Source organism: Acinetobacter sp. ANC 4204 (genome assembly GCF_002135205.1).
GTDB lineage: Bacteria > Pseudomonadota > Gammaproteobacteria > Pseudomonadales > Moraxellaceae > Acinetobacter.
In genome coordinates, this window is the sequence record NZ_NEFZ01000009.1 from 1 (window position 1) to 19365 (window position 19365).

Annotated in this window: 17 protein-coding genes and 4 tRNA genes; 7 read left to right on the forward strand and 14 right to left on the reverse strand. The window is 42.3% G+C overall.

Going from position 1 to position 19365, the window contains the following annotated elements; all coding sequences use genetic code 11:
• Window positions 1-360 precede the first annotated feature (360 nt).
• Genes B9T36_RS15620 through B9T36_RS15630 form a run of 3 tightly spaced genes read left to right on the forward strand, consistent with a single transcriptional unit; the run spans window position 361 to window position 2577 of the window.
• A complete protein-coding gene (locus tag B9T36_RS15620; RefSeq protein WP_086210388.1) occupies window positions 361-861 on the forward strand; it encodes a YfiR family protein in 501 nt (166 codons plus the stop codon).
• Window positions 862-865: 4 nt separating this feature from the next.
• Complete coding sequence (locus B9T36_RS15625; RefSeq protein WP_086210389.1) at window positions 866-2089, forward strand: diguanylate cyclase domain-containing protein; 1224 nt, start codon at window positions 866-868, stop codon at window positions 2087-2089.
• A gap of 8 nt (window positions 2090-2097) precedes the next feature.
• Window positions 2098-2577: an OmpA family protein gene (locus B9T36_RS15630; RefSeq protein ID WP_086210390.1), complete on the forward strand. Its 480-nt coding sequence runs from the start codon at window positions 2098-2100 to the stop codon at window positions 2575-2577.
• Between the two features lie 128 nt (window positions 2578-2705).
• Here the strand turns inward: B9T36_RS15630 and B9T36_RS15635 are convergent.
• The 9 genes from B9T36_RS15635 to B9T36_RS19335 form a co-directional block, all read right to left on the reverse strand.
• Window positions 2706-2782: transfer RNA gene (locus B9T36_RS15635), tRNA-Pro, on the reverse strand.
• A gap of 18 nt (window positions 2783-2800) precedes the next feature.
• Window positions 2801-2876 (reverse strand) — tRNA-His (locus B9T36_RS15640).
• Between the two features lie 36 nt (window positions 2877-2912).
• Window positions 2913-2989, reverse strand: a tRNA-Arg gene (locus B9T36_RS15645).
• A gap of 46 nt (window positions 2990-3035) precedes the next feature.
• Window positions 3036-3112: transfer RNA gene (locus B9T36_RS15650), tRNA-Pro, on the reverse strand.
• 154 nt (window positions 3113-3266) lie between these two features.
• Entirely contained in the window at window positions 3267-4334 is a 1068-nt protein-coding gene (gene nadA / locus B9T36_RS15655; RefSeq protein ID WP_086210391.1) for a quinolinate synthase NadA, read from the reverse strand.
• A gap of 144 nt (window positions 4335-4478) precedes the next feature.
• A complete protein-coding gene (gene argJ / locus B9T36_RS15660) occupies window positions 4479-5699 on the reverse strand; it encodes a bifunctional glutamate N-acetyltransferase/amino-acid acetyltransferase ArgJ (RefSeq protein ID WP_086210392.1) in 1221 nt (406 codons plus the stop codon).
• Between the two features lie 157 nt (window positions 5700-5856).
• Window positions 5857-6204 (reverse strand): hypothetical protein, encoded by a 348-nt coding sequence (locus B9T36_RS15665; protein ID WP_086210393.1) that lies wholly within the window; start codon window positions 6202-6204, stop codon window positions 5857-5859.
• Between the two features lie 192 nt (window positions 6205-6396).
• Window positions 6397-9120 (reverse strand): preprotein translocase subunit SecA, encoded by a 2724-nt coding sequence (secA, locus tag B9T36_RS15670; protein WP_086210394.1) that lies wholly within the window; start codon window positions 9118-9120, stop codon window positions 6397-6399.
• Window positions 9121-9578: 458 nt separating this feature from the next.
• On the reverse strand, window positions 9579-9701 hold the full coding sequence (locus B9T36_RS19335) for a hypothetical protein (RefSeq protein WP_265733402.1): 123 nt from the start codon (window positions 9699-9701) through the stop codon (window positions 9579-9581).
• A 398-nt stretch (window positions 9702-10099) separates the two neighbouring features.
• Here B9T36_RS19335 and B9T36_RS15680 point away from each other — a divergent pair, with 398 nt between their 5' ends.
• From B9T36_RS15680 to B9T36_RS15690, 3 genes are all read left to right on the forward strand, one after another.
• Entirely contained in the window at window positions 10100-10741 is a 642-nt protein-coding gene (locus B9T36_RS15680; RefSeq protein ID WP_086210395.1) for a peroxiredoxin, read from the forward strand.
• Window positions 10742-11049: 308 nt separating this feature from the next.
• Window positions 11050-11874, forward strand: a complete 825-nt coding sequence (locus B9T36_RS15685; RefSeq protein WP_086210396.1) for an MBL fold metallo-hydrolase — start codon at window positions 11050-11052, stop codon at window positions 11872-11874.
• Complete coding sequence (locus B9T36_RS15690) at window positions 11871-12446, forward strand: dual specificity protein phosphatase family protein (RefSeq protein WP_086210397.1); 576 nt, start codon at window positions 11871-11873, stop codon at window positions 12444-12446. Before B9T36_RS15685 ends, B9T36_RS15690 begins: the two co-directional genes overlap by 4 nt.
• A gap of 26 nt (window positions 12447-12472) precedes the next feature.
• On the opposite strand, the gene B9T36_RS15695 is transcribed toward B9T36_RS15690, so the two are convergent.
• From B9T36_RS15695 to trpA, 4 genes are read right to left on the reverse strand one after another with little or no spacing between them, the layout of a single operon-like run.
• Window positions 12473-13480 (reverse strand): SPOR domain-containing protein, encoded by a 1008-nt coding sequence (locus tag B9T36_RS15695; protein ID WP_086210398.1) that lies wholly within the window; start codon window positions 13478-13480, stop codon window positions 12473-12475.
• Window positions 13477-14760: a bifunctional tetrahydrofolate synthase/dihydrofolate synthase gene (gene folC, locus B9T36_RS15700; RefSeq protein ID WP_086210399.1), complete on the reverse strand. Its 1284-nt coding sequence runs from the start codon at window positions 14758-14760 to the stop codon at window positions 13477-13479. Before folC ends, B9T36_RS15695 begins: the two co-directional genes overlap by 4 nt.
• The gene (accD, locus tag B9T36_RS15705) at window positions 14757-15653 is read right to left on the reverse strand and encodes an acetyl-CoA carboxylase, carboxyltransferase subunit beta (protein WP_086210400.1); all 897 of its coding nucleotides are present in this window, start codon (window positions 15651-15653) and stop codon (window positions 14757-14759) included. The genes folC and accD overlap by 4 nt, the downstream gene beginning before the upstream one ends.
• Window positions 15650-16453, reverse strand: a complete 804-nt coding sequence (trpA, locus tag B9T36_RS15710) for a tryptophan synthase subunit alpha (protein ID WP_086210401.1) — start codon at window positions 16451-16453, stop codon at window positions 15650-15652. Before trpA ends, accD begins: the two co-directional genes overlap by 4 nt.
• A 372-nt stretch (window positions 16454-16825) precedes the next feature.
• Between trpA and B9T36_RS15715 the strand changes: the two genes are divergently transcribed.
• Complete coding sequence (locus tag B9T36_RS15715) at window positions 16826-18157, forward strand: Na+/H+ antiporter NhaC family protein (RefSeq protein ID WP_086210402.1); 1332 nt, start codon at window positions 16826-16828, stop codon at window positions 18155-18157.
• A 51-nt stretch (window positions 18158-18208) separates the two neighbouring features.
• Here B9T36_RS15715 and B9T36_RS15720 read toward each other — a convergent pair whose 3' ends face one another.
• Window positions 18209-19231, reverse strand: coding sequence for an AraC family transcriptional regulator (locus tag B9T36_RS15720; protein ID WP_086210403.1), 1023 nt, complete (start codon window positions 19229-19231; stop codon window positions 18209-18211).
• Between the last annotated feature and the right edge of the window lie 134 nt (window positions 19232-19365).

A 19365-nucleotide genomic window follows, 5' to 3' on the forward strand; every position in this document is an offset into this window, starting at 1 on the left:
ATAATCTCTTAATGATCTTCTCAATGGTTCGTCACCATCAAGCTAGGTCGGCTATATTACTCTCAATCTCTTAAAAGTCAACTGGTAATTTAAATTATTTTAAACTCTCTTTCTAAAACCCAACTCAATCAATTTTAACTAAGTTGCTGTTTTATCAGAAGTTTTAATCTTCATCACCGCCGATGGATGTGCATTCTACACCATTCCTAATACTACACAACCCCTTTACAGCAATTATTATTTTGAATGGGTGTTTTTTAGTCAAATTTGTTGTTTTTGACGATTATTAAAGCATTTTTTACTATCCTTGTTTATTTTTCGTTAAGATATGCTCTATCTCGCTGCCAAGCAAAATGAATAATGACAGCTTTTAAATACAGAATTTATTGTGTTCTCTTGTCTTGTGTAATGATTTCACAGGCACAGGCACAACCTCAACTTAATCTCCCCACGACCACATTGACTATCTTAAGCTATGTTCGATGGAATACCCCAAATCCTGTTTCTTTATGTATTTTAAATAACACTCAACTCTCTAATCAGTTTGCACAAGTCAATCAGCAACTCAAAAGCGCTTACCAAATTCAAGCTATTAACTTATCTGAACTCAATAAAGTGATGTGTAATGCAGTCTTTTTCTCAACATATACACCTCGTGAAGAGCAAAATATTATTAATAGTTTAAAAGATGCGCCCCTTACATTCAGTTCGAATAATGCTGAATGTGAATTAGGTAGTGCTTTTTGCTTATACCAGAGTAAAACTAGAACTTCTTTTAAAGTGAATTTAAGCAGCCTTTCTCAATCGCGTGCTCATGTAGATCCGCGTGTTTTATTATTAGCAAAATCTACGGAGCCTTAACACAATGTTTCGTAAGCACTACAACACATCTTTACAAAAGATTTTTAGTCAGTCCCAATTGCTAATTTTTTCACTGACACTTGGTATTTGTAGCTTAATTTTTATTGTTATTTCAAGTTACACCATGAATACCTATGCCAAGCAAAGCTTAAATATCTTGAGTGCAACCCTAAGTGAACAAATCCAACCCGCAGTCATTTTTAATGACCGTATTACACTACAACAAACACTGAACAACCACATTCAACAGTATCCAATACGCGCAATTGTGGTAAAGGACATGCAAGGAGATACTCTTGCAGCAGTGTACAAAAATCGAACTGAGTTTGCATGGCTGGAAAATCTATTTAATCGGGTCTTTTTTGCAGATCCTGTTAGTCAAAGCATTAAGCACAAAAATAACCAGTACGGCACTTTAATTATTCATGGTAGTGCAAATCAACTGATGAGTTTTTTCTTTCAGATGTTGATCTGCTTATCTATTGGTATTTTTATTATTCTATTAGTGATGCTGTGGTTAGTACATTCTACCTATCGAAAACTGATGCACTCTATTCAACCTATGGTTAACACCGTTGAAAGTTTAAATCTTGATACCAATTACCAAGCCCGACTGCCATCTTCACCCATTTATGAATTTCGAGTGATTAGTGGTGCTTTTAACAATTTGCTAGACAAGGTGCAACGCACCAATGAAAAACTACAAAGCGAAAACTCACTGCTATCTCATAAAGCTCTACACGACCAACTAACAGAGCTACCAAACCGACATTATTTCTACAATATTTTATGTAATCAGTTTGAAAATCTAGAGGAAAATCAAACTGCATTATTCTTTATTGATAATAATAACTTCAAAGATATTAATGATGCCTATGGGCATTTAGCAGGCGATGCAGTTTTAAAAGAAATGGCTCTACGCTTAAAGAAGAATGTTCGTAATTATGATGTCGTTGCACGATTAGGTGGAGATGAGTTTGCTATTCTCGTTGGCAATATCAAACATTATGAGCACTTAGAGCAGATCTGTGAGCACTTAATTGCATGTAGCCAAGCTCCCCTGAATTTCGACCAACAGCAAATTTATTTCAGTTTCAGTATTGGCGTGGCCTTTTCCAAATGTGCAACAACGCCCGAAGACCTGATTGCTGAAGCCGATAATGCCATGTATAAAGCCAAAAACTTAGCTCAAGGGTGGTATATCACCCCCTGTCAAGATATTTATTAGGAAGCCGTATGCTAAAACATCTTTATAAATTAATTATCGTCACAAGTCTTATAACCATCCTATCTGGCTGCCTCAGTTTAGGACATCTCAACTATAAACAGGCGCGCATGTTGAAAAAACAAGGCTTTACCCTGACCGAAGAAGGCTGGACGCTGAGACTGCCTGAAAAATTATTGTTTGGCTTTGACCAATCCGATATTCAAGCCGCTCAAAAGCCTCCGCTAGAGGCACTATCAAAACAACTTCAACAATATAATCTGAATACAATCAAAGTGGTCGGACATACGGATAATATTGGAGACCCAGCATATAATCAAACACTGTCAGAAAAACGTGCAGCTAGCGTCAGTCAAATCTTTATTGAAACAGGATTCAAAACTCAAAATATTCAGTCCCTTGGTCGTGGTGCTTCACAACCACTGGTTGAAAATAACAGTGAAGAAAATCGAGCGTTGAATCGTCGTGTGAATATTATTATTATTCCTTAAACATTATCTGCTTCGCTTGTATCTTAAATTAAGCCTTCATCACGAAGGCTTTTTTTACGCACTTCACTAAATTTCAGGCATAAAAAAACCGCTTAACGCGGTATCTTTATCTCGACCATTTTAATAAATGGTCGGAGCAGTAGGATTCGAACCTACGACCCCCTGGTCCCAAACCAGGTGCACTACCAGGCTGTGCTATGCTCCGATTTCAACTTTTTAAAGTTGGGGTGAATGACGGGATTCGAACCCGCGACAACTGGAATCACAATCCAGGGCTCTACCAACTGAGCTACATCCACCATCATGTTTCGGTTCTTATATACCAAGCTACCAAATGGCGCGCCTGACAGGATTCGAACCTGTGACCATCCGCTTAGAAGGCGGATGCTCTATCCAACTGAGCTACAGGCGCATGACCAATAATACGAGGTATTATGGAAAACCTTGCCTTGAAGAATTGGTCGGAGCAGTAGGATTCGAACCTACGACCCCCTGGTCCCAAACCAGGTGCACTACCAGGCTGTGCTATGCTCCGATTCATCTCAGCTTTTCGTATCGAACATCTCGTTCGGTACGGTGTGCATTCTAGGCGCGACGCTTGATAACGTCAACACCTATATTTAAAAAAAGTAAAAAAATCACGTCAAATGTATATTAATCAAGCGTTTCAGCTGTTTTTTATACAAAATTTAACGTTTTAATGATGCACTGAAATCCAACATCCGATCTAAAGGTAGTTTTGCACGTTCTGCCAAAGCAGGATCAACAAAAATTTCTTGATCCCCTTTTTGTAAAACCTCCAAAATACCATCTAGCTCATTCATTGCCATCCACGGGCAGTGTGCACAAGACCGACAAGTTGCACCCTCACCTGCTGTCGGGGCTTCAACTAAAATTTTGTTGGGTACGGCTTGTTGCATTTTGTAGAAAATACCCCGATCCGTCGCAACGATCAATCGCTCATGTGGCAAAGTCTGAGCAGCTTTAATCAGTTGTGATGTGCTCCCGACAGCATCGGCAATATCAACCACAGATTCAGGTGACTCTGGATGGACCAAAACAGCAGCATCTGGATAAAGTGCTTTCATTTGAGCAATACCGCGCGCACGGAACTCTTCATGCACAATACATGCCCCATCCCAAAGTAACATGTCTGCACCTGTTTTCTTTTGGATATAACGTCCCAAATGCTGATCGGGCGCCCAAATAATTTTTTCACCCAAACTATCTAAGTGCTCAATAATCTCAACTGCACAGCTTGAAGTCACTACCCAATCGGCACGGGCTTTCACTGCAGCTGAAGTATTGGCATAAACCACAACGGTATGATCAGGATGTGCATCACAAAACTGGCTAAACTCATCGACTGGACAGCCCAAATCTAAAGAGCATGTGGCTTCCAAAGTGGGCATGAGAATGGTTTTATTTGGCGATAAAATCTTTGAAGTTTCCCCCATAAATTTAACGCCCGCCACCACTAAGGTAGATGCAGGATGATCACGACCAAAACGTGCCATTTCCAATGAGTCTGATACGCAGCCACCACTTAACTCGGCTAATTCCTGCACTTCTGGATCACAATAGTAATGTGCTACCAAAACTGCATCGCGTTTTTTCAGCTCAGCCAAGATTAGGGCAAATTTTTCCTGTTTTGCCTCCTCGCTCAGCTGTGACTCTTTGGTCTCACCCAAACGGTCCAAATGCGCCTGCACAATTGATTTTGCTTCATTGGCAATTAAATTGGTCGCATTGTTCATCATTCATCCATCCCTTCATGCTTATCAACAAGCAATTCCCACACTCAATTTATTGGTCAAATGGCATTTAGGCTTTTGACCAATCATTCAAAAGCACTCAAGATAAAAAAGCCTCCAATGGAGGCTTTCTTGAGCATGTTCAGATTAAGAGCGGTAGTCCGCATTAATCTTCACATAATCATAAGATAAGTCACAGGTATAGACTGTGTCTTTCGCCGCTCCGCGTCCAAGGTCTACACGAATGGTCATTTCCGCTTGCGACATTACACGAGCACCTTCTGCTTCCGTGTAATCAACTGCCGCTCCACCATCCTTACAGATTTGCACATCATCTAACCAAACTTGGATTTTTTCAACATCTAAATTTTTAACACCCGCATAACCAATCGCAGCCAAGATGCGTCCCCAGTTCGGATCTGATGCAAAAATTGCAGTTTTCACCAAAGGCGAATGTGCAATACTATAGGCAATATCGCAACACTCTTGTGTATCATTCCCACCTTCAACTGCAACCGTAATAAACTTAGTTGCACCTTCACCATCGCGTACAATCAGTTGTGCAAGGCGTTTCATTATACGGGTCAATACATCTAAGACTACAGCATAACGTGGATCATTTGTGGACTGAATTTCAATACCACCAGCTTGTCCTGTGGCTGCAAAGATACATGAATCATTGGTCGAAGTATCACCATCAATGGTAATTCTGTTGAACGAAACATTCGCTGTTTCACTCAAAAGTTGCTGAACCAAATTACGGCTGATAGGTGCATCAGTTGCAACATAACCTAACATGGTGGCCATGTTTGGACGAATCATACCCGCACCTTTAGAAATACCCGTCATGGTATAAATGATGCCATCTAGCTCGAACTGTTCAGATGCGCCTTTCGGAGTTGTGTCAGTCGTCATAATGCCAGTAGCAGCGTCGACCCAAGCGTCAGCACTCAAACTATTTAAAGCAGGCTGTAAACCACTACACAAACGCTCTAAAGGCAATTGCTCACCAATTACCCCAGTTGAGAATGGCAGGATTTCGTTCGCCTTTACATCGGCAAGTTCAGCCAGTTTTGTGCAAGTGCTTTGAGCATTAGCCAGACCAGTTTTACCTGTGCCTGCATTGGCATTCCCTGTATTAATGACAAGGTAACGTGGATTTGCTTGTTGTAAGTGCGCTTTAGACACATGCACAGGTGCTGCACAAAAGGCATTTTGGGTGAAAACACCCGCAACGTTGGTTCCTTCAGCAAATTCGAAAATGACAAGATCTCGTCGGTTCTGATAGCGCACATAAGCTTCAGCCGTTCCGATTCTCACCCCTTTCACCACGTGCATTTGTGGCATTGATACGTCACCTACTGGCATTTTAAACGTCCAATTCATTTGTTAGAAAAACCACAGCTTATTAGAATTTTCAGAAAAAATCGAGCAGAAGACTTTGTTTGTTTTCACTTTTCAAAGTGAGTTCATTTTTGACATAAAAAAACCAATCCGAAGATTGGTTTTATATTTGAAAATACGATTAATTTGAAGCAAGCTGTGCCGACTCAGACAACAGTGCTTGTTTAGCATTTTCTTGGCTTATAGGGGAAAGTGCTGGATTTGAAGCCACGATACGATTCACTGTGACTGCATTCACCGGAGCAATCGCCGCTGTTTGTAATACGACAGGACGTTGATTAGGGTTAGGAAAAGTATAACGAATACCTGTACGCGGACTTTGTACCGTAATATTGCCATTGGCTTGTGCCGCAGGTGCTGTGGTTGCACCGCGTGCTTGTTGAACTTTAGCTGCGGTAGTGGTATCTGCAAATGCAAAAGTTGGAAGCGCTAAAGCTACAATCATGATTGGTTTTAATACTTTTTTCATTGTCTTTCCACTTTAGAGGTTTGGATGATGAGCAACTAAATAGCATTTAATGCCTAACACTGCAATTGCTATTCACATTCTGCAACGCTTTAGCTGGCATCATAAGCAATATGTAATTTAGCTCAATGAGAATTTTTTAGCCATTCCAATAAAAAGCAGAACCGAAGTTCTGCTTTTTCACTCGCTCACAGTTTAGATTTTACCGTGACATTGTTTGTATTTCAGACCCGAACCACATGGGCAAGGCGCGTTACGACTTGCAGGTGCAGCAAACTCTTCAACTGGCTCGTACTGTGCATCTACTTCTGCGAAGTGGCTTTGATCATCGGCCAACAAACCATCAAAGTCTGCATGCGACAAGTTCAATTGCATCGCTTCAGCTTGAGCTTGCTTTTGAGCTTCCATTTCAGCCAGCTCTTCAGCCGTTGGCACATGTACGCGAGATAAATCAGTCACAACATCCGATTTGATAATCGCCAACATATTTACAAATAAGTTATACGCTTCTTTTTTGTATTCTTGTTCAGGATTTTTCTGTGCATAACCACGCAAGTGAATGCCTTGACGTAAATAATCCATCGCCGCTAAGTGATCTTTCCAATGGCGATCCAACGAGTTCAACATGAAATGACGCTCCAGCATAACTGCAGTTTCATCACCCATTTGTTCACGGCGGCTACGATAGCGCTGTACCACTTCATCAGTAATACGCTCAACCAAAGATTCTTCATCTAAACGACGGTCATCTTCCAACCACTGATTGATTGGTAAATCAATCGCGAGGTCTTCACGTAACGCTTTTTCAAGCCCATCAATATCCCATTGATCATGAATTGACTCAGGTGGAATATAATTAGAAATCACGCCTTTCATCACATCACGTTGCATCTCTTCGATGTAATCTTGCAATGTGCTTTCTGCTAAAACTTCATCACGTTGTGAGTAAATAATTTTACGCTGTTCGTTGTTAACGTCATCGTATTTCAATAAATTTTTACGAATATCGAAGTTACGTGCTTCAACTTTGCGCTGCGCATTTTCAATCGAACGCGACACCATTTTATGCTCAATGGCTTCGTCTTCTTGTAAGCCCATCGCACGCATCATGCCCACAACACGATCACCCGCAAAGATACGCATCAAGTCATCTTCAAGAGACAGATAGAAACGCGACACACCTGGGTCACCCTGACGACCCGCACGACCACGAAGCTGGTTATCAATACGACGTGATTCGTGACGCTCAGAACCAATAATGTGTAAGCCACCAGAACTCAATACCATTTCATGGCTTTGTTCCCATTCGGCTTTTAAGCGCGCTTCATCTTCAGGGGTTGGGTTTTCAATTTTTGCCAGTAAAGCTTTCCAGTTACCACCAAGCAGAATGTCTGTACCACGACCTGCCATGTTGGTTGCAATGGTCACCGCACGCGGTGCGCCCGCTTGTGCAATAATATCCGCTTCACGTTCGTGTTGTTTTGCGTTCAACACTTCATGCTGAATGCCTGCTTCTTTCAATTTATCCGAGAGAATCTCAGAGGCTTCAATGGTTGCTGTACCAATTAGAATTGGGGCTACACCAGACTCATGCACGCGTTGAATTTCTTGAATAATCGCGTTGTATTTACCATTACGATTTAAATAAATTAAATCGTTTTGATCAAGACGAATCATTGGGCGGTGCGTCGGAATGATGACTACATCTAGACCATAAATTTCTTTCATTTCCGCAGCTTCAGTATCGGCAGTACCAGTCATACCCGAAAGCTTTTTGTATAGACGGAAATAGTTCTGGAAGGTTGTCGTTGCGAGCGTTTGGTTTTCAGGCTGGATTTCCAAGCCTTCTTTTGCTTCAACTGCTTGGTGTAAACCTTCAGACCAGCGACGACCAGGCATGGTACGTCCTGTGTTTTCATCGACAATGATCACTTCACCATCATTGATGATATAGTGCACATTGCGTTGATATAAGTAATGTGCACGAATGGCAGCAGTCACATGGTGAACCAAGTTCAGGTTGGTCGATGAATATAGACTTTCACCTTCAGCCAACAAGCCCATCTCAATCAGTTCATTTTCAACCGTTTCAAAACCAACCTCAGTCATTTCAACAGAGCGTTGCTTTTCATCAATCCAGAAATGCCCGCCATCCGCGACTTTTTCTTCTTTCTGCGCATGCAGTTTAGGTGGGATGCTGTTGATTGCAGCATACAGCTGTGAAGAGTCATCACTTTGACCTGAAATGATCAACGGCGTACGTGCTTCATCAATTAAGATCGAATCGACTTCGTCAATGATGGCATAGATCAAACCACGCTGCTTTTTCTCAGTAAGCGAGAACACCATGTTGTCACGCAAGTAATCGAAACCAAATTCATTGTTGGTACCGTAAGTAATATCAGCACGATAGGCTTCAGTTTTCTCTGTTGGATCTTGCATGGAATAGATAATCCCGATGCTTAAACCCAAGAATTCAAAGAGCGGACGGTTTAATTCAGCGTCACGCTGTGCCAAGTAGTCATTCACGGTAATGACGTGAACACCTTGAGCACTAATCGCGTTTAAATAACACGCCAAGGTACCCATCAGGGTTTTACCTTCACCTGTACGCATCTCCGCAATTTTACCTTCGTGTAAGGTAATACCGCCGATCAACTGTACGTCATAGTGACGCATGCCCATCACACGCTTAGCTGCTTCACGGCAGACAGCAAATGCTTCTGGGAGTAATTTATCGAGGCTTTCGCCCTTGTTATAGCGTTGTTTAAATTCTTCAGTTTTTGCAGATAAGTCTGCATCGCCAAGAGCGGATATCGTCGGCTCGAGCGCATTAATCTTGTCTACGATTTTACGCATGCGTTTGAGTTCGCGCTCATTTTTGGTACCGAAGATTCCTCCGATCAGACTTGCCAACATGAATAGACTCTCTAAATCTTGCTTGTCAAATGAATATGTTTTCTTAGTCGTTATTATGGTGCTAGAAATTTGAAGTACAAGGGCTTTACACAAAACCATTTAAAAAATCTATTCATTGTTTCTAGCCCGTCGAATCTAAGGCAAACTAATGTAACAAATTTTAAACAGCCGACATAGAGATTTCATCCGAACTCATCAGGATTCAACGGTCTTTTTTAAAGTAGCGACTTTAATTGTTTGCAGTTATTCAAGGTTTTGCTTTCATGCGCTGGATTTTGCCGCAGCGAGGCTTTCACTCCGTTGTTGGACTGACTTGGATTCATGCTCTGTAGAAAATCTAAAAGCTACTCATCAGTGACTCGCATCGCAGTGAGAATTGGAACGAGCTGTACGCAGGTAATATTGTAGACATTACTCGCATTCGTAGTCTGACCTTGAGCTAACTCTCGGTCGAGAGCCTAAGACAGCGCCACTTTCCGCTGTGTAAGACTTTTTTGAGACGCTAGATATTGATCTGTAATTTGTTGTGGCGTTTGACGAGCAGTACTCACTTGGGCTTGTTTCAATTGCCCACTGCGCATGAGTTGAAGCACCCACACACAGCAACAAAGTCAGGGCGATACCTATTTTTTCTCATTGTTCGAATGCTCAAATTTGTTATATTTTTGGAATCACTTTAAAAAACCAATATAAATCAATCATAAAAAGAATTATAGCCGATCGTATGTGCGATCAATCCTATATAGTTACACACTTTAGAGCAGAAATAATTTCGTTTAAATACCGTTAGTAAACATGCAAATAAACGGTCTCTAGAGCAAAAACGAGATCATCTTTGATATACCTAAATACAGAACCCCTATCCGCCTCATTATGAGTATTTTGTATAAACAAATAATAAAACACTATTTTTCATGCAAAAGAAATTGCGCCATAGTGATGTTCATTCCATAGACATAAAGATAATTTGAGGTTTACCATGAGTTTACGTTTAGGCGATATCGCACCCAATTTCCAACAGGCTTCGAGCGAAGGCGAAATTGATTTTTATCAATTTTTAGGCGATAGCTGGGGAGTACTTTTTTCACATCCTGCTGACTACACGCCAGTATGTACCACCGAGCTTGGCTTTACCGCAAAACTCAAAGATGAATTTGAAAAGCGTGGTGTAAAAGCCATTGCCCTCTCAGTCGATGATGTCGAGTCACATCATGGCTGGATCAAAGACATCAATGAAACCCAAAATACTACCGTGAACTTCCCGATCATTGCCGACCAAGACCGAAAAGTGTCTGAGCTATATGGTTTTATCCATCCCAATGCCAGTGAAACATTAACGGTTCGCTCTTTGGTCATTATCGACCCAAACAAAAAAGTCCGTTTGATTATCACCTATCCTGCATCAACAGGTCGTAATTTCCATGAAATCTTACGCGTGATTGACTCACTGCAACTGACCGATCATCACAAAGTTGCAACCCCAGCAAACTGGCAACAGGGCGATGATGTGGTGATTGTGCCATCACTCAAAGATGAAGCGGAGATCGCACAGCGCTTTCCAAAAGGCTATAAGGCAGTAACACCATATTTACGCCTGACTCCACAGCCTGAGCAAGGATAAAATACTCTGCTCTTGCACTAGACAAGCGAAGCCCGAAGTTTTGACCGAGCAGACCGATTGAAAACAAAAATGGGCACTGAACTGCAAGCAATCCAAAGAGGAAACTAACCCATAAAAATACGTTCTGAGTTACCTTGTATGATCATTTCAAACTCTAATGACGAGCCGAGTTTGAACTTTTTAAAGCCTGTCAATCGACAGGCTTTTTTCTGCTTAAAGCAGGCACACATGACTCTTTAACAAAATCAAACTGTTAAAACTCAAATCTTCCGCTATAACAGTCCAAACAACACGATAAAAATGACTTTATGATTTATAACATTCACCATTTACATTGTGGCACTATGTGTCCAGTTTGTGCTCCGCTCTTCGGCCAAAAAGGTTTTCAAGCCAAGGTGGTGTGTCATTGTCTTTTGGTTGAAACAGATCAAGGGCTGGTGCTGATTGATACAGGCTTAGGCATACAAGACTATCTACACACCAAACAGCGTTTGGGGCAGTTAGTGGCTCGGATTGGAAAAATTGAACAAAACTTAGAATTAACCGCCATTGCACAAATCCAAAAACTTGGCTTTAGCCCGAAAGATGTTAAACATATTTTGGTTTCACATCTGGATTTTGACCATGCAGGTGGCATTTCTGACTTTCCCAACGCAACGGTGCATATTCTGTCTAACGAATATAATGCTGCACAAAACCTGAAATCATTAAAAAATAAAGCGCGTTATAAAACACAACAATTTCAGCAGCATCGCCATTGGCACTTTATTGAGCCGATCCACGGTGACGCATGGTTTAATTTGACTCAAGTGCAAGGGTTTGACTTATTTCATAATGAGATTCTTTTGATTCCGCTGTTTGGGCATACTGAAGGTCACTGTGGCATTGCCATTAAAACCCAACAGGGTTGGAAACTCTTCTGTGGGGATGCCTACTACTCTCACTTAGAACTCAACCCTCAAAACAAACTTCGCAGCTTAAATGCCTTGGAAGTATTTTTTGCCGAAGATAATTCACAGCGTTTAAGCAACCTGCATAAAATTCAACAATTGGCACAGTCTGAACCCAGTATCGAAATCTTTTGTGCGCATGACCCTGTTGAACTCTCATACCATCAGAGCCTGATCCTATGACCAAATACCTTGTTATGCTTTCTCTGTGTGTCAGTATTTCTGGCTGTATGACTACACCTGCGCTGCCAGAGACAGAGCGCCCACAACACTGGGGACAGTCGATCCAACCTGCGCATAACTTCTATCAAATCAGCGAAACTGTTTTTCGGAGTGAGCAACCCGATCAAGATTTAGTTCCAAGTTTAAAAGCACAGCAAATTGACGTGATTATTAATTTACGCTCGCGCAATCAAGACCTAAAAAAACTGTCCAACCAAGGGTTTGAACTGGTGCATATCCCAATTCATACATGGGCGATTGACCGAGAAGACCTGTTAAAGGTGATGCAGCAAATTCAACATGCAGAGCAAAATCAGCAAAAAGTTTTACTGCATTGCTACCATGGTTCAGACCGTACAGGCGCCAGCGTGGCGATGTACCGCATTATTTTTCAAAACTGGTCTACCGCTGATGCCTTGGCTGAGATGAAACATGGTGGTTATGGTTTTCATCCGATTTGGCAAAATATTGAGCCTTTATTTAGCCCTGAAAATATAAAATGGATTCAACAGCAACTGTTGAATCCATCTTAGTGAAGGCAATTGGGTTAAACCCAATCTTAACGTTTGTCGAGTGGCACCCAGTCAATCACCCAAGCTGACTTCATGCCGAGGCTTGCATCTGAGGTAATCTTCTTGCGAGCTGCATCGGCAGTATCACGGTCTTTGGATGGTCCCACCATAATCCGCACGCCTTTAGAGGTTGGACTTTTAGTGACCTTATAACCCTTGGCACGAAGCTTGGCAGCCAGAGCATCTGCATTGGCTTCATTGGCAGCCAATGCCACTTGTACCATCCACTGCTTATCGCCATGCTCAAGCAAATCACGCGCTTTTTCAGCTTCCGCCTTCTTCTTGGCTTCATCAGCTTTACGCTTTTCATCTGCCTTACGTTTGTCTTCCGCTTTTTTCTCAGCATCTGCTTTACGATCAGCTTCTTTTTTTGCTTCAGCCTTACGCTCGTCTTCTGCTTTACGTTTAGCCTCAGCTTCACGTTTGGCTTTATCTTCAAGCGCTTGCTTTTCCGCTAAGGCTTTTTGCTCAGTCAGTTTTTTTGCAGCAGCTGCTTTTTCAGCCTCAGTATGGGCTTGTAGCTTTTGCTGTTCCAACTTCTTTAGTTCAGCCGCTTTGTCCGCAACAATTCGTTGTTGCTTGGCTTTTTCATCCTCAACCAATTCGGGTGGAATGTTGTCCGAGCTTTGCTGTGCGGCATTGCGATGTGCATTCAGCGCAGCATACTCTTCTGCGGCCTTACGTGCAGCATCGGCTTCGGCTTGTTGCTGCATCGCTAAAAATTCAGCCGCACGAGCTTCTTGTTCAGCAACTGATTTTTCACGTGCGACACGTTGCTGTTCCAGTAAGCGTTTTTCTGTTTCAACATCAACCGTTAACGACTGAGGTTGAGCTAACTCACCTTCAGCATTACGTTGCACAGATTGTGTCGCAAGCTCTGGTGTTTTAATATTATTTTGATGTATTTCTTCTTTGCCTTTAAGAAGTAATGCTGCCAAAAGGACACCACCACCTAATAAAACAACGCCACCCATCCAACGCTGTTTGCTATTCATTGACATTCTTCCAAATACTCCCATACCGCTTCTAAGGTATGAAATGAACCACATACCAAAATCAGCTGATTATTCTTTGTTTCATCGAGCGCTGATTTAAAAGCCAATTTCACACTGTCAAAGTGCTGCACCTGTTGTCCTAGCAATGCTTGATCCAATTGTTCAATTGGTGCTGCACGCGGAACAGTTAATGCCGCAATTTTCCACATTTGTATGGTGTCTTTCAATAACTCTGTGACAGATTTCACATCTTTATCTGTCAACATTGAGAAAACACTGACTACTTCAGTGTACTGTTTATTGTATTTTAGGAAATTTCGCAATTGATTTAATAAAAAAGCAACACCGTGCGGGTTATGCCCTGCATCAAAAATTACGGTTTTATTCTGTATTTGGCGAATTTCAAAACGACCTTGCAATTTTGCATTTTGAATTCCTTTAGAAATAGCCGCTTGAGTGACAGTTAAACCACTCAATAAAACAGCAGCAACGGCTGTTGAAATATTTTCAACGGCCAATGTGCCGAGGGGCAAATTTAAAGTGGCGCCACTGGATGCAAACATCCACGACTGACCATGTTCACTAGGTTGATAAAAATAGTCACGATTCACTGCATATAATGTGGCAGCACAAGCATCCACTTTATCAAGAATCGCTTGAGGAATGTGTTGTAAGCCGCCGAACACCACAGGAATATTGGGACGGATAATACCTGCCTTTTCAAAGGCAATCTTTTCAATGGTATCGCCCAGCCAGTCAGTATGGTCTAAACCAATATTGGTGATCACCGCAACATCGGGTTCAATCACGTTGACCACATCTAAACGACCGCCTAGACCCACTTCAAGCACCCAAACATCACAGGCTTGGTCTTTAAAAATGACAAAAGCCGCGAGTGTCGTCGCCTCAAAAAACGAGAGGCTTAAATCACAATCACGGCGTGCTTGATCCACTTGCACAAAAGCATCAACCAAACTTTGGTCATCAACCTCTACCCCACGCAATTTAACTCGTTCATTAAAACGATAAATGTGCGGTGACTGATACAGTCCCACTTTATAGCCTTGTGCATTTAAAATGGCAGCTAATGTGGTGGTGGTCGAACCTTTTCCATTGGTTCCCGCTACAGTTAAAACTTTGGCATCAGGTCGTGTCACTCCAAGCTTTTCAGCTACTGGAATGACGCGTTCCAACCCTAAATCAATACCCGTAACGTGAACATGGCCCCAATAATCGAGCCATGTTGCTAAAGAGTCTGTTGCAAGTGGTGCTGTGTTCAAGACAAATTCATCAATTTCGCGACAATACGATAAACTGTATCACGTAATGCGTGACGGTGGACAATTTGATCGATTACACCATGATCAAGCAAGTATTCAGCACGTTGGAACGGCTCTTCTAACTTTTCACGCACAGTTTGTTCAATGACACGTTTACCCGCAAAACCAATCATCGCTTTTGGCTCTGCAATATGCACATCACCAAGCATCGCTAAAGATGCCGTTACACCACCGTAAACAGGATGCGTCAACACCACTAAATAAGGCAGACCTGCATCTTTCATTTTTTGGATAGCCGCTGAAGTACGCGCCATTTGCATCAAAGACAACATACCTTCTTGCATACGCGCACCGCCTGAAGCAGCAAAGCAAATCAAAGGTTGTTTGTCCGCAATGGCTTTTTCAGCTGCTTGCACAAAGCGGTCACCAACTACCGTACCCATTGAACCACCCATGAAGTCAAATTCAAAGGCACAGGCAACCAAAGGAATACCTTTAAGCAAACCCTGCATCACAACTAAGGCTTCAGTTTCACCCGTTTTGCTCTGTGCTTCAGTCATACGATCTGGATATGGCTTTGAGTCAACAAATTTTAGCGGATCTTTGGCTTTAAATTCTTGTCCCAATTCTGTTTGCACTTGGTCAAAGAACCAATTCAAACGATCCCGGGCTTTCATACGCAAATGTTCATCACACTGAGGGCAAACATAAGCGTTAAATGACATTGCAGTACGTGTAACAAGTGCATGGCACTCAGGGCATTCTATCGTTGGTTCTGTAAACGTCGCCTTGAGTGAGGTTTGCTCATCAGGTACTTGAATACCGGGTACACCACGTTCAGTCCATGGCGTCGATGGGCTTAGGATTTTCCCTGATTTAACATCTTGACTCATACTAACTCATCGAGCGCTGCTCGAAGCTCCTTGACTTTATTAACCGTTTCAACCACGGCTTGTTCTGGTGCTAAGCTTGCAAATTGCTTAACAAAAGCACTACCAACAATCACAGCATCAGCCACTCCGCCCATTGCTTTGGCAGATGTCGCATCACTGATCCCAAAACCAACACCGACAGGAATATCTGTTTCTGCTTTAATTTTTGCAATTCGGTTTGCAGCTTCAGCAACATCTAAAGTTGCTGCACCTGTGACCCCTTTTAAAGACACGTAATAGATGAAACCACTCGCCTGTTTCACCACATGTTTAATGCGTTCGTCCGTTGAGGTTGGCGCTAGTAAAAAGATTTGATCCATATCAAATTGCTTCAATACAACATCAAGCTCTGCTGCTTCTTCTGGTGGTAAGTCCACCAGTAGAATGCCATCGACGCCACATGCGTGCGCAGTCGATACAAACTTTTCATAACCAATCACTTCAACTGGATTCAGATAACCCATCAATACCACTGGGGTCTCTTGATCCTTTTGACGGAACTCTTTGACCATATTCAAAGCATCTAAGGTATTGGTGCCACCTGCCAATGCGCGCTCTGCTGCAAGGGCAATCACAGGACCATCTGCCATAGGGTCTGAAAATGGAAGACCGAGTTCAATCACATCAACACCCGCCTCGACCATCTGTTGTAACAAAGGAACTGTTACCTGTGGATGAGGGTCACCAGCCATAACATAAGAAACCAAAGCTTTACGCTGTTGAGATTTAAGCTGTCCAAAACGAGTGGCTAAACGTGACATAGGGTTGTGCTTTCCTTAACTTGTTTAAAATTAAAACTACTGAGGAGTTGGCTTTGTAAAAATACAAGACGCTGCATTGTAACGCTATTTTTTACTCATTGAATAGAGCACATTGCGTTCACGTTCCAATTCATTTTTCGTCAAATATTTTCAGAACAACCGTAAAGCACCATTTACTGATATTTCGGTTTTTTTCTCAATGATCAAAGATGCCTAATTTTAGGAAATACCAAAATGTCTAAGTTTTAGATAAACTTATTTTTATTTGCAAAAAAATGATAAAAATAGGCGGTTTAGCTTTTACATTTAAAGTTTTATGAAATAGCAAAACCTGCATTATACTACGCACATTCTTTCATTTCTCTATCTCCTATGACCACCGATAACTCAGGTTTAGTGCAAGCACGTGCGCTTGCGCTATTACCGCTTATTGTTTTTTTAGCCATTTTCTTAGGCAGTGGTATTTACCATTCTGTGATTGGAACCGAGTTTGCGTTCTATCAAATGAAAGCGCCAGTTGCGGCCATTCCTGCCATTATTTTGGCAGTATTGATTTATCGCGGTGAGCTGAATCAAGGCATCGAAACCTTTCTGCGCGGTGCAAGTCACCCGAACCTCATCTTAATGTTCATGGTATTCATGCTGGCAGGCGCATTTGCCAGTACCACCAGCGCCATTGGTAGTGTAGATGCTACAGTGCAAATGGGCTTGTCTGCGATTCCGCCGGCCTTTGTGCTGCCCATGCTATTTATTATTTCAGCGTTCATTGCAACAGCAATGGGCACCTCGATGGGCACGATTGCAGCCTGTGCACCGATTGCCTTTGGCTTCTCTCAAGCCACTGATATTGCTGCGGTCTATGCCATAGGCGCAGTCGTCGGCGGTGCAATGTTTGGTGATAACCTGTCAATGATTTCGGATACTACCATTGCCGCTACCACCAGTCAAAAAGTTCAGCTTCGAGACAAGTTTCGCGTCAATGTCTGGATTGCAGTACCTGCAGCTTTAGTCACGATCGCGATTTATGTCTTTAGCATCCATCAAACCGAAAGTATTCAATCCAAAGACTTTAACCTTTGGCTGGTATTGCCCTATGTGGTGGTGTTTTTCCTCGCCTTCAGTCGTTTACACGTGCTTGCTGTACTCATGGTTGGCGTGGTGCTCTCTGGAGTGATGGGATTAATTGCACAGCCAGAATTTACAGTCATTCAACTCAACACAGCCATCTATGATGGTTTTGTCGGTATGTTTGAAGTGGCGTTACTGTCGATGTTCTTAGGCGGTCTTTCGACCATTATGCAAAAAGAAGGTGGACTCGACTGGCTTATTCAACGCATTTACAGCCTAACCCGTTTATTTAAAGTCGGTCGCGAGCGTGCAGGTGAAATTGGATTGAGCTTTTTAGTGGTTTTCTCCAACATTTTTGTGGCCAATAACACTGTAGCGATTATTTTATCGGGCGATATGGCACGTGAAGTTGCTAAAGAATATGGCGTAGACCCAAAACGTGCAGCTGCTTTACTCGACATCTTTTCATGTGTGGTACAAGGACTGATTCCCTATGGCGCACAACTTCTATTGGCCTGCTCGATTGCAAAGCTTTCTCCTGTCGAACTCATCGGCAGCATTTACTACTGTTGGATACTGGCGATTTTTGCCATTCTTGCGATTGCGTTCCGTTTTCCACGACTGAAATCGGTCTGATCCTTTCATACATTTCAGCGCCTCGCCAAAGGCGCTTTTTTATTCCTGCTGTTATTTCAGTTGTCGTTTCAACTGTAATAAGGTCTGTCCACTATGCTGTTTATAAGCACGCGCTAAAGCAGACTGCCCCGAGTAGCCGAGTTGAAAGGCAATATCAGTCAAACTTAAATCTTGTTGAAGCAACTGCTCACACTGCTTCATACGCTCACATTCAAGCACTTGCTTAAATGAACTGCCTAAGTCTCGTAGCTGGCGCTGTAAGGTCCGCGTAGACAAATGTAGCTCACTTGCAATGTGCTCGATTTTAGGGGCTTCCGCATGTGCTTTAAGATAATCCGCCACGGCACTATGAATCTGTTGTAATACGCTTTCATAACGAGGTTTGAGTGCAATGGCAACCTCTGCTTGTTTCAGTAAAAGCTGCGTTAAGGAAGGATCAGCAAAGCCCGATTTTAAGCTCAAACTGTCTGCACTCATCACATAGGCATAGCAGGCTTGATTAAAGCTCACTTCACAGCCATAAAACTTTTGATAATGATAGAGTGCCATCTGCGCGGAATGGGCCATTTGAATTTTTAAGAACTGTAATTGATCGGGGAAAATTTGCTTAGCCAAATGCACCATCGAGGCCATGGTCATTTCATTCAGCATTGCATATTTTTCATGGTGGAACGGCCATGTCAGCCATATTTCATTGCCCTGCTGTTGCATGTGCATCGGCGTTACTTCCGCCCCATCAATCACCAAGCGACTAAAGCGCATAACATACTGTAAGGCTTCAGCCACGCTATTACTTCGAGTCGCCATATAGCCTAGTACACCAAAGTGTTCAGGACGAATCAGCTTAGCCATTTCCATGGTTAACTGTGGACAGTCCAACTCCGTTTGCGTGAGCTGTAAAATCGTATGAAAAAAAGAAAAAGGCGACTGAGTATCAATCGGCAGTCTGAGCACATGCTCTAAGTTCACTTTATATGGATTTAAAACATCGAGATGATGAAAATCAATGCCCTGCTGTATCAGGTACATATTCCAGAGCTGAAAATAACCATTGGGAATTTGTAATTCTTGCATGACGGCCTACCCGCTATTTGACATGCGACATTTTCATATTGGCGTAAAATGTATAAAAAAAGGCAATATCTGTCAAAACAAACTGTATTTTCTCCGACATACTGCAATCATCCAAGGCAAATGAAGTAAAACAA

Coding starts and splice junctions, on each gene's coding strand:
- B9T36_RS15620 (WP_086210388.1), top strand. CDS start 361: ATGACAGCTTTTAAATACAGAATTTATTGTGTTCTCTTGTCTTGTGTA.
- B9T36_RS15625 (WP_086210389.1), top strand. CDS start 866: ATGTTTCGTAAGCACTACAACACATCTTTACAAAAGATTTTTAGTCAG.
- B9T36_RS15630 (WP_086210390.1), top strand. CDS start 2,098: ATGCTAAAACATCTTTATAAATTAATTATCGTCACAAGTCTTATAACC.
- nadA (WP_086210391.1), bottom strand. CDS start 4,334: ATGAACAATGCGACCAATTTAATTGCCAATGAAGCAAAATCAATTGTG.
- argJ (WP_086210392.1), bottom strand. CDS start 5,699: ATGCCAGTAGGTGACGTATCAATGCCACAAATGCACGTGGTGAAAGGG.
- B9T36_RS15665 (WP_086210393.1), bottom strand. CDS start 6,204: ATGAAAAAAGTATTAAAACCAATCATGATTGTAGCTTTAGCGCTTCCA.
- secA (WP_086210394.1), bottom strand. CDS start 9,120: ATGTTGGCAAGTCTGATCGGAGGAATCTTCGGTACCAAAAATGAGCGC.
- B9T36_RS19335 (WP_265733402.1), bottom strand. CDS start 9,701: ATGCGCAGTGGGCAATTGAAACAAGCCCAAGTGAGTACTGCTCGTCAA.
- B9T36_RS15680 (WP_086210395.1), top strand. CDS start 10,100: ATGAGTTTACGTTTAGGCGATATCGCACCCAATTTCCAACAGGCTTCG.
- B9T36_RS15685 (WP_086210396.1), top strand. CDS start 11,050: ATGATTTATAACATTCACCATTTACATTGTGGCACTATGTGTCCAGTT.
- B9T36_RS15690 (WP_086210397.1), top strand. CDS start 11,871: ATGACCAAATACCTTGTTATGCTTTCTCTGTGTGTCAGTATTTCTGGC.
- B9T36_RS15695 (WP_086210398.1), bottom strand. CDS start 13,480: ATGAATAGCAAACAGCGTTGGATGGGTGGCGTTGTTTTATTAGGTGGT.
- accD (WP_086210400.1), bottom strand. CDS start 15,653: ATGAGTCAAGATGTTAAATCAGGGAAAATCCTAAGCCCATCGACGCCA.
- trpA (WP_086210401.1), bottom strand. CDS start 16,453: ATGTCACGTTTAGCCACTCGTTTTGGACAGCTTAAATCTCAACAGCGT.
- B9T36_RS15715 (WP_086210402.1), top strand. CDS start 16,826: ATGACCACCGATAACTCAGGTTTAGTGCAAGCACGTGCGCTTGCGCTA.
- B9T36_RS15720 (WP_086210403.1), bottom strand. CDS start 19,231: ATGCAAGAATTACAAATTCCCAATGGTTATTTTCAGCTCTGGAATATG.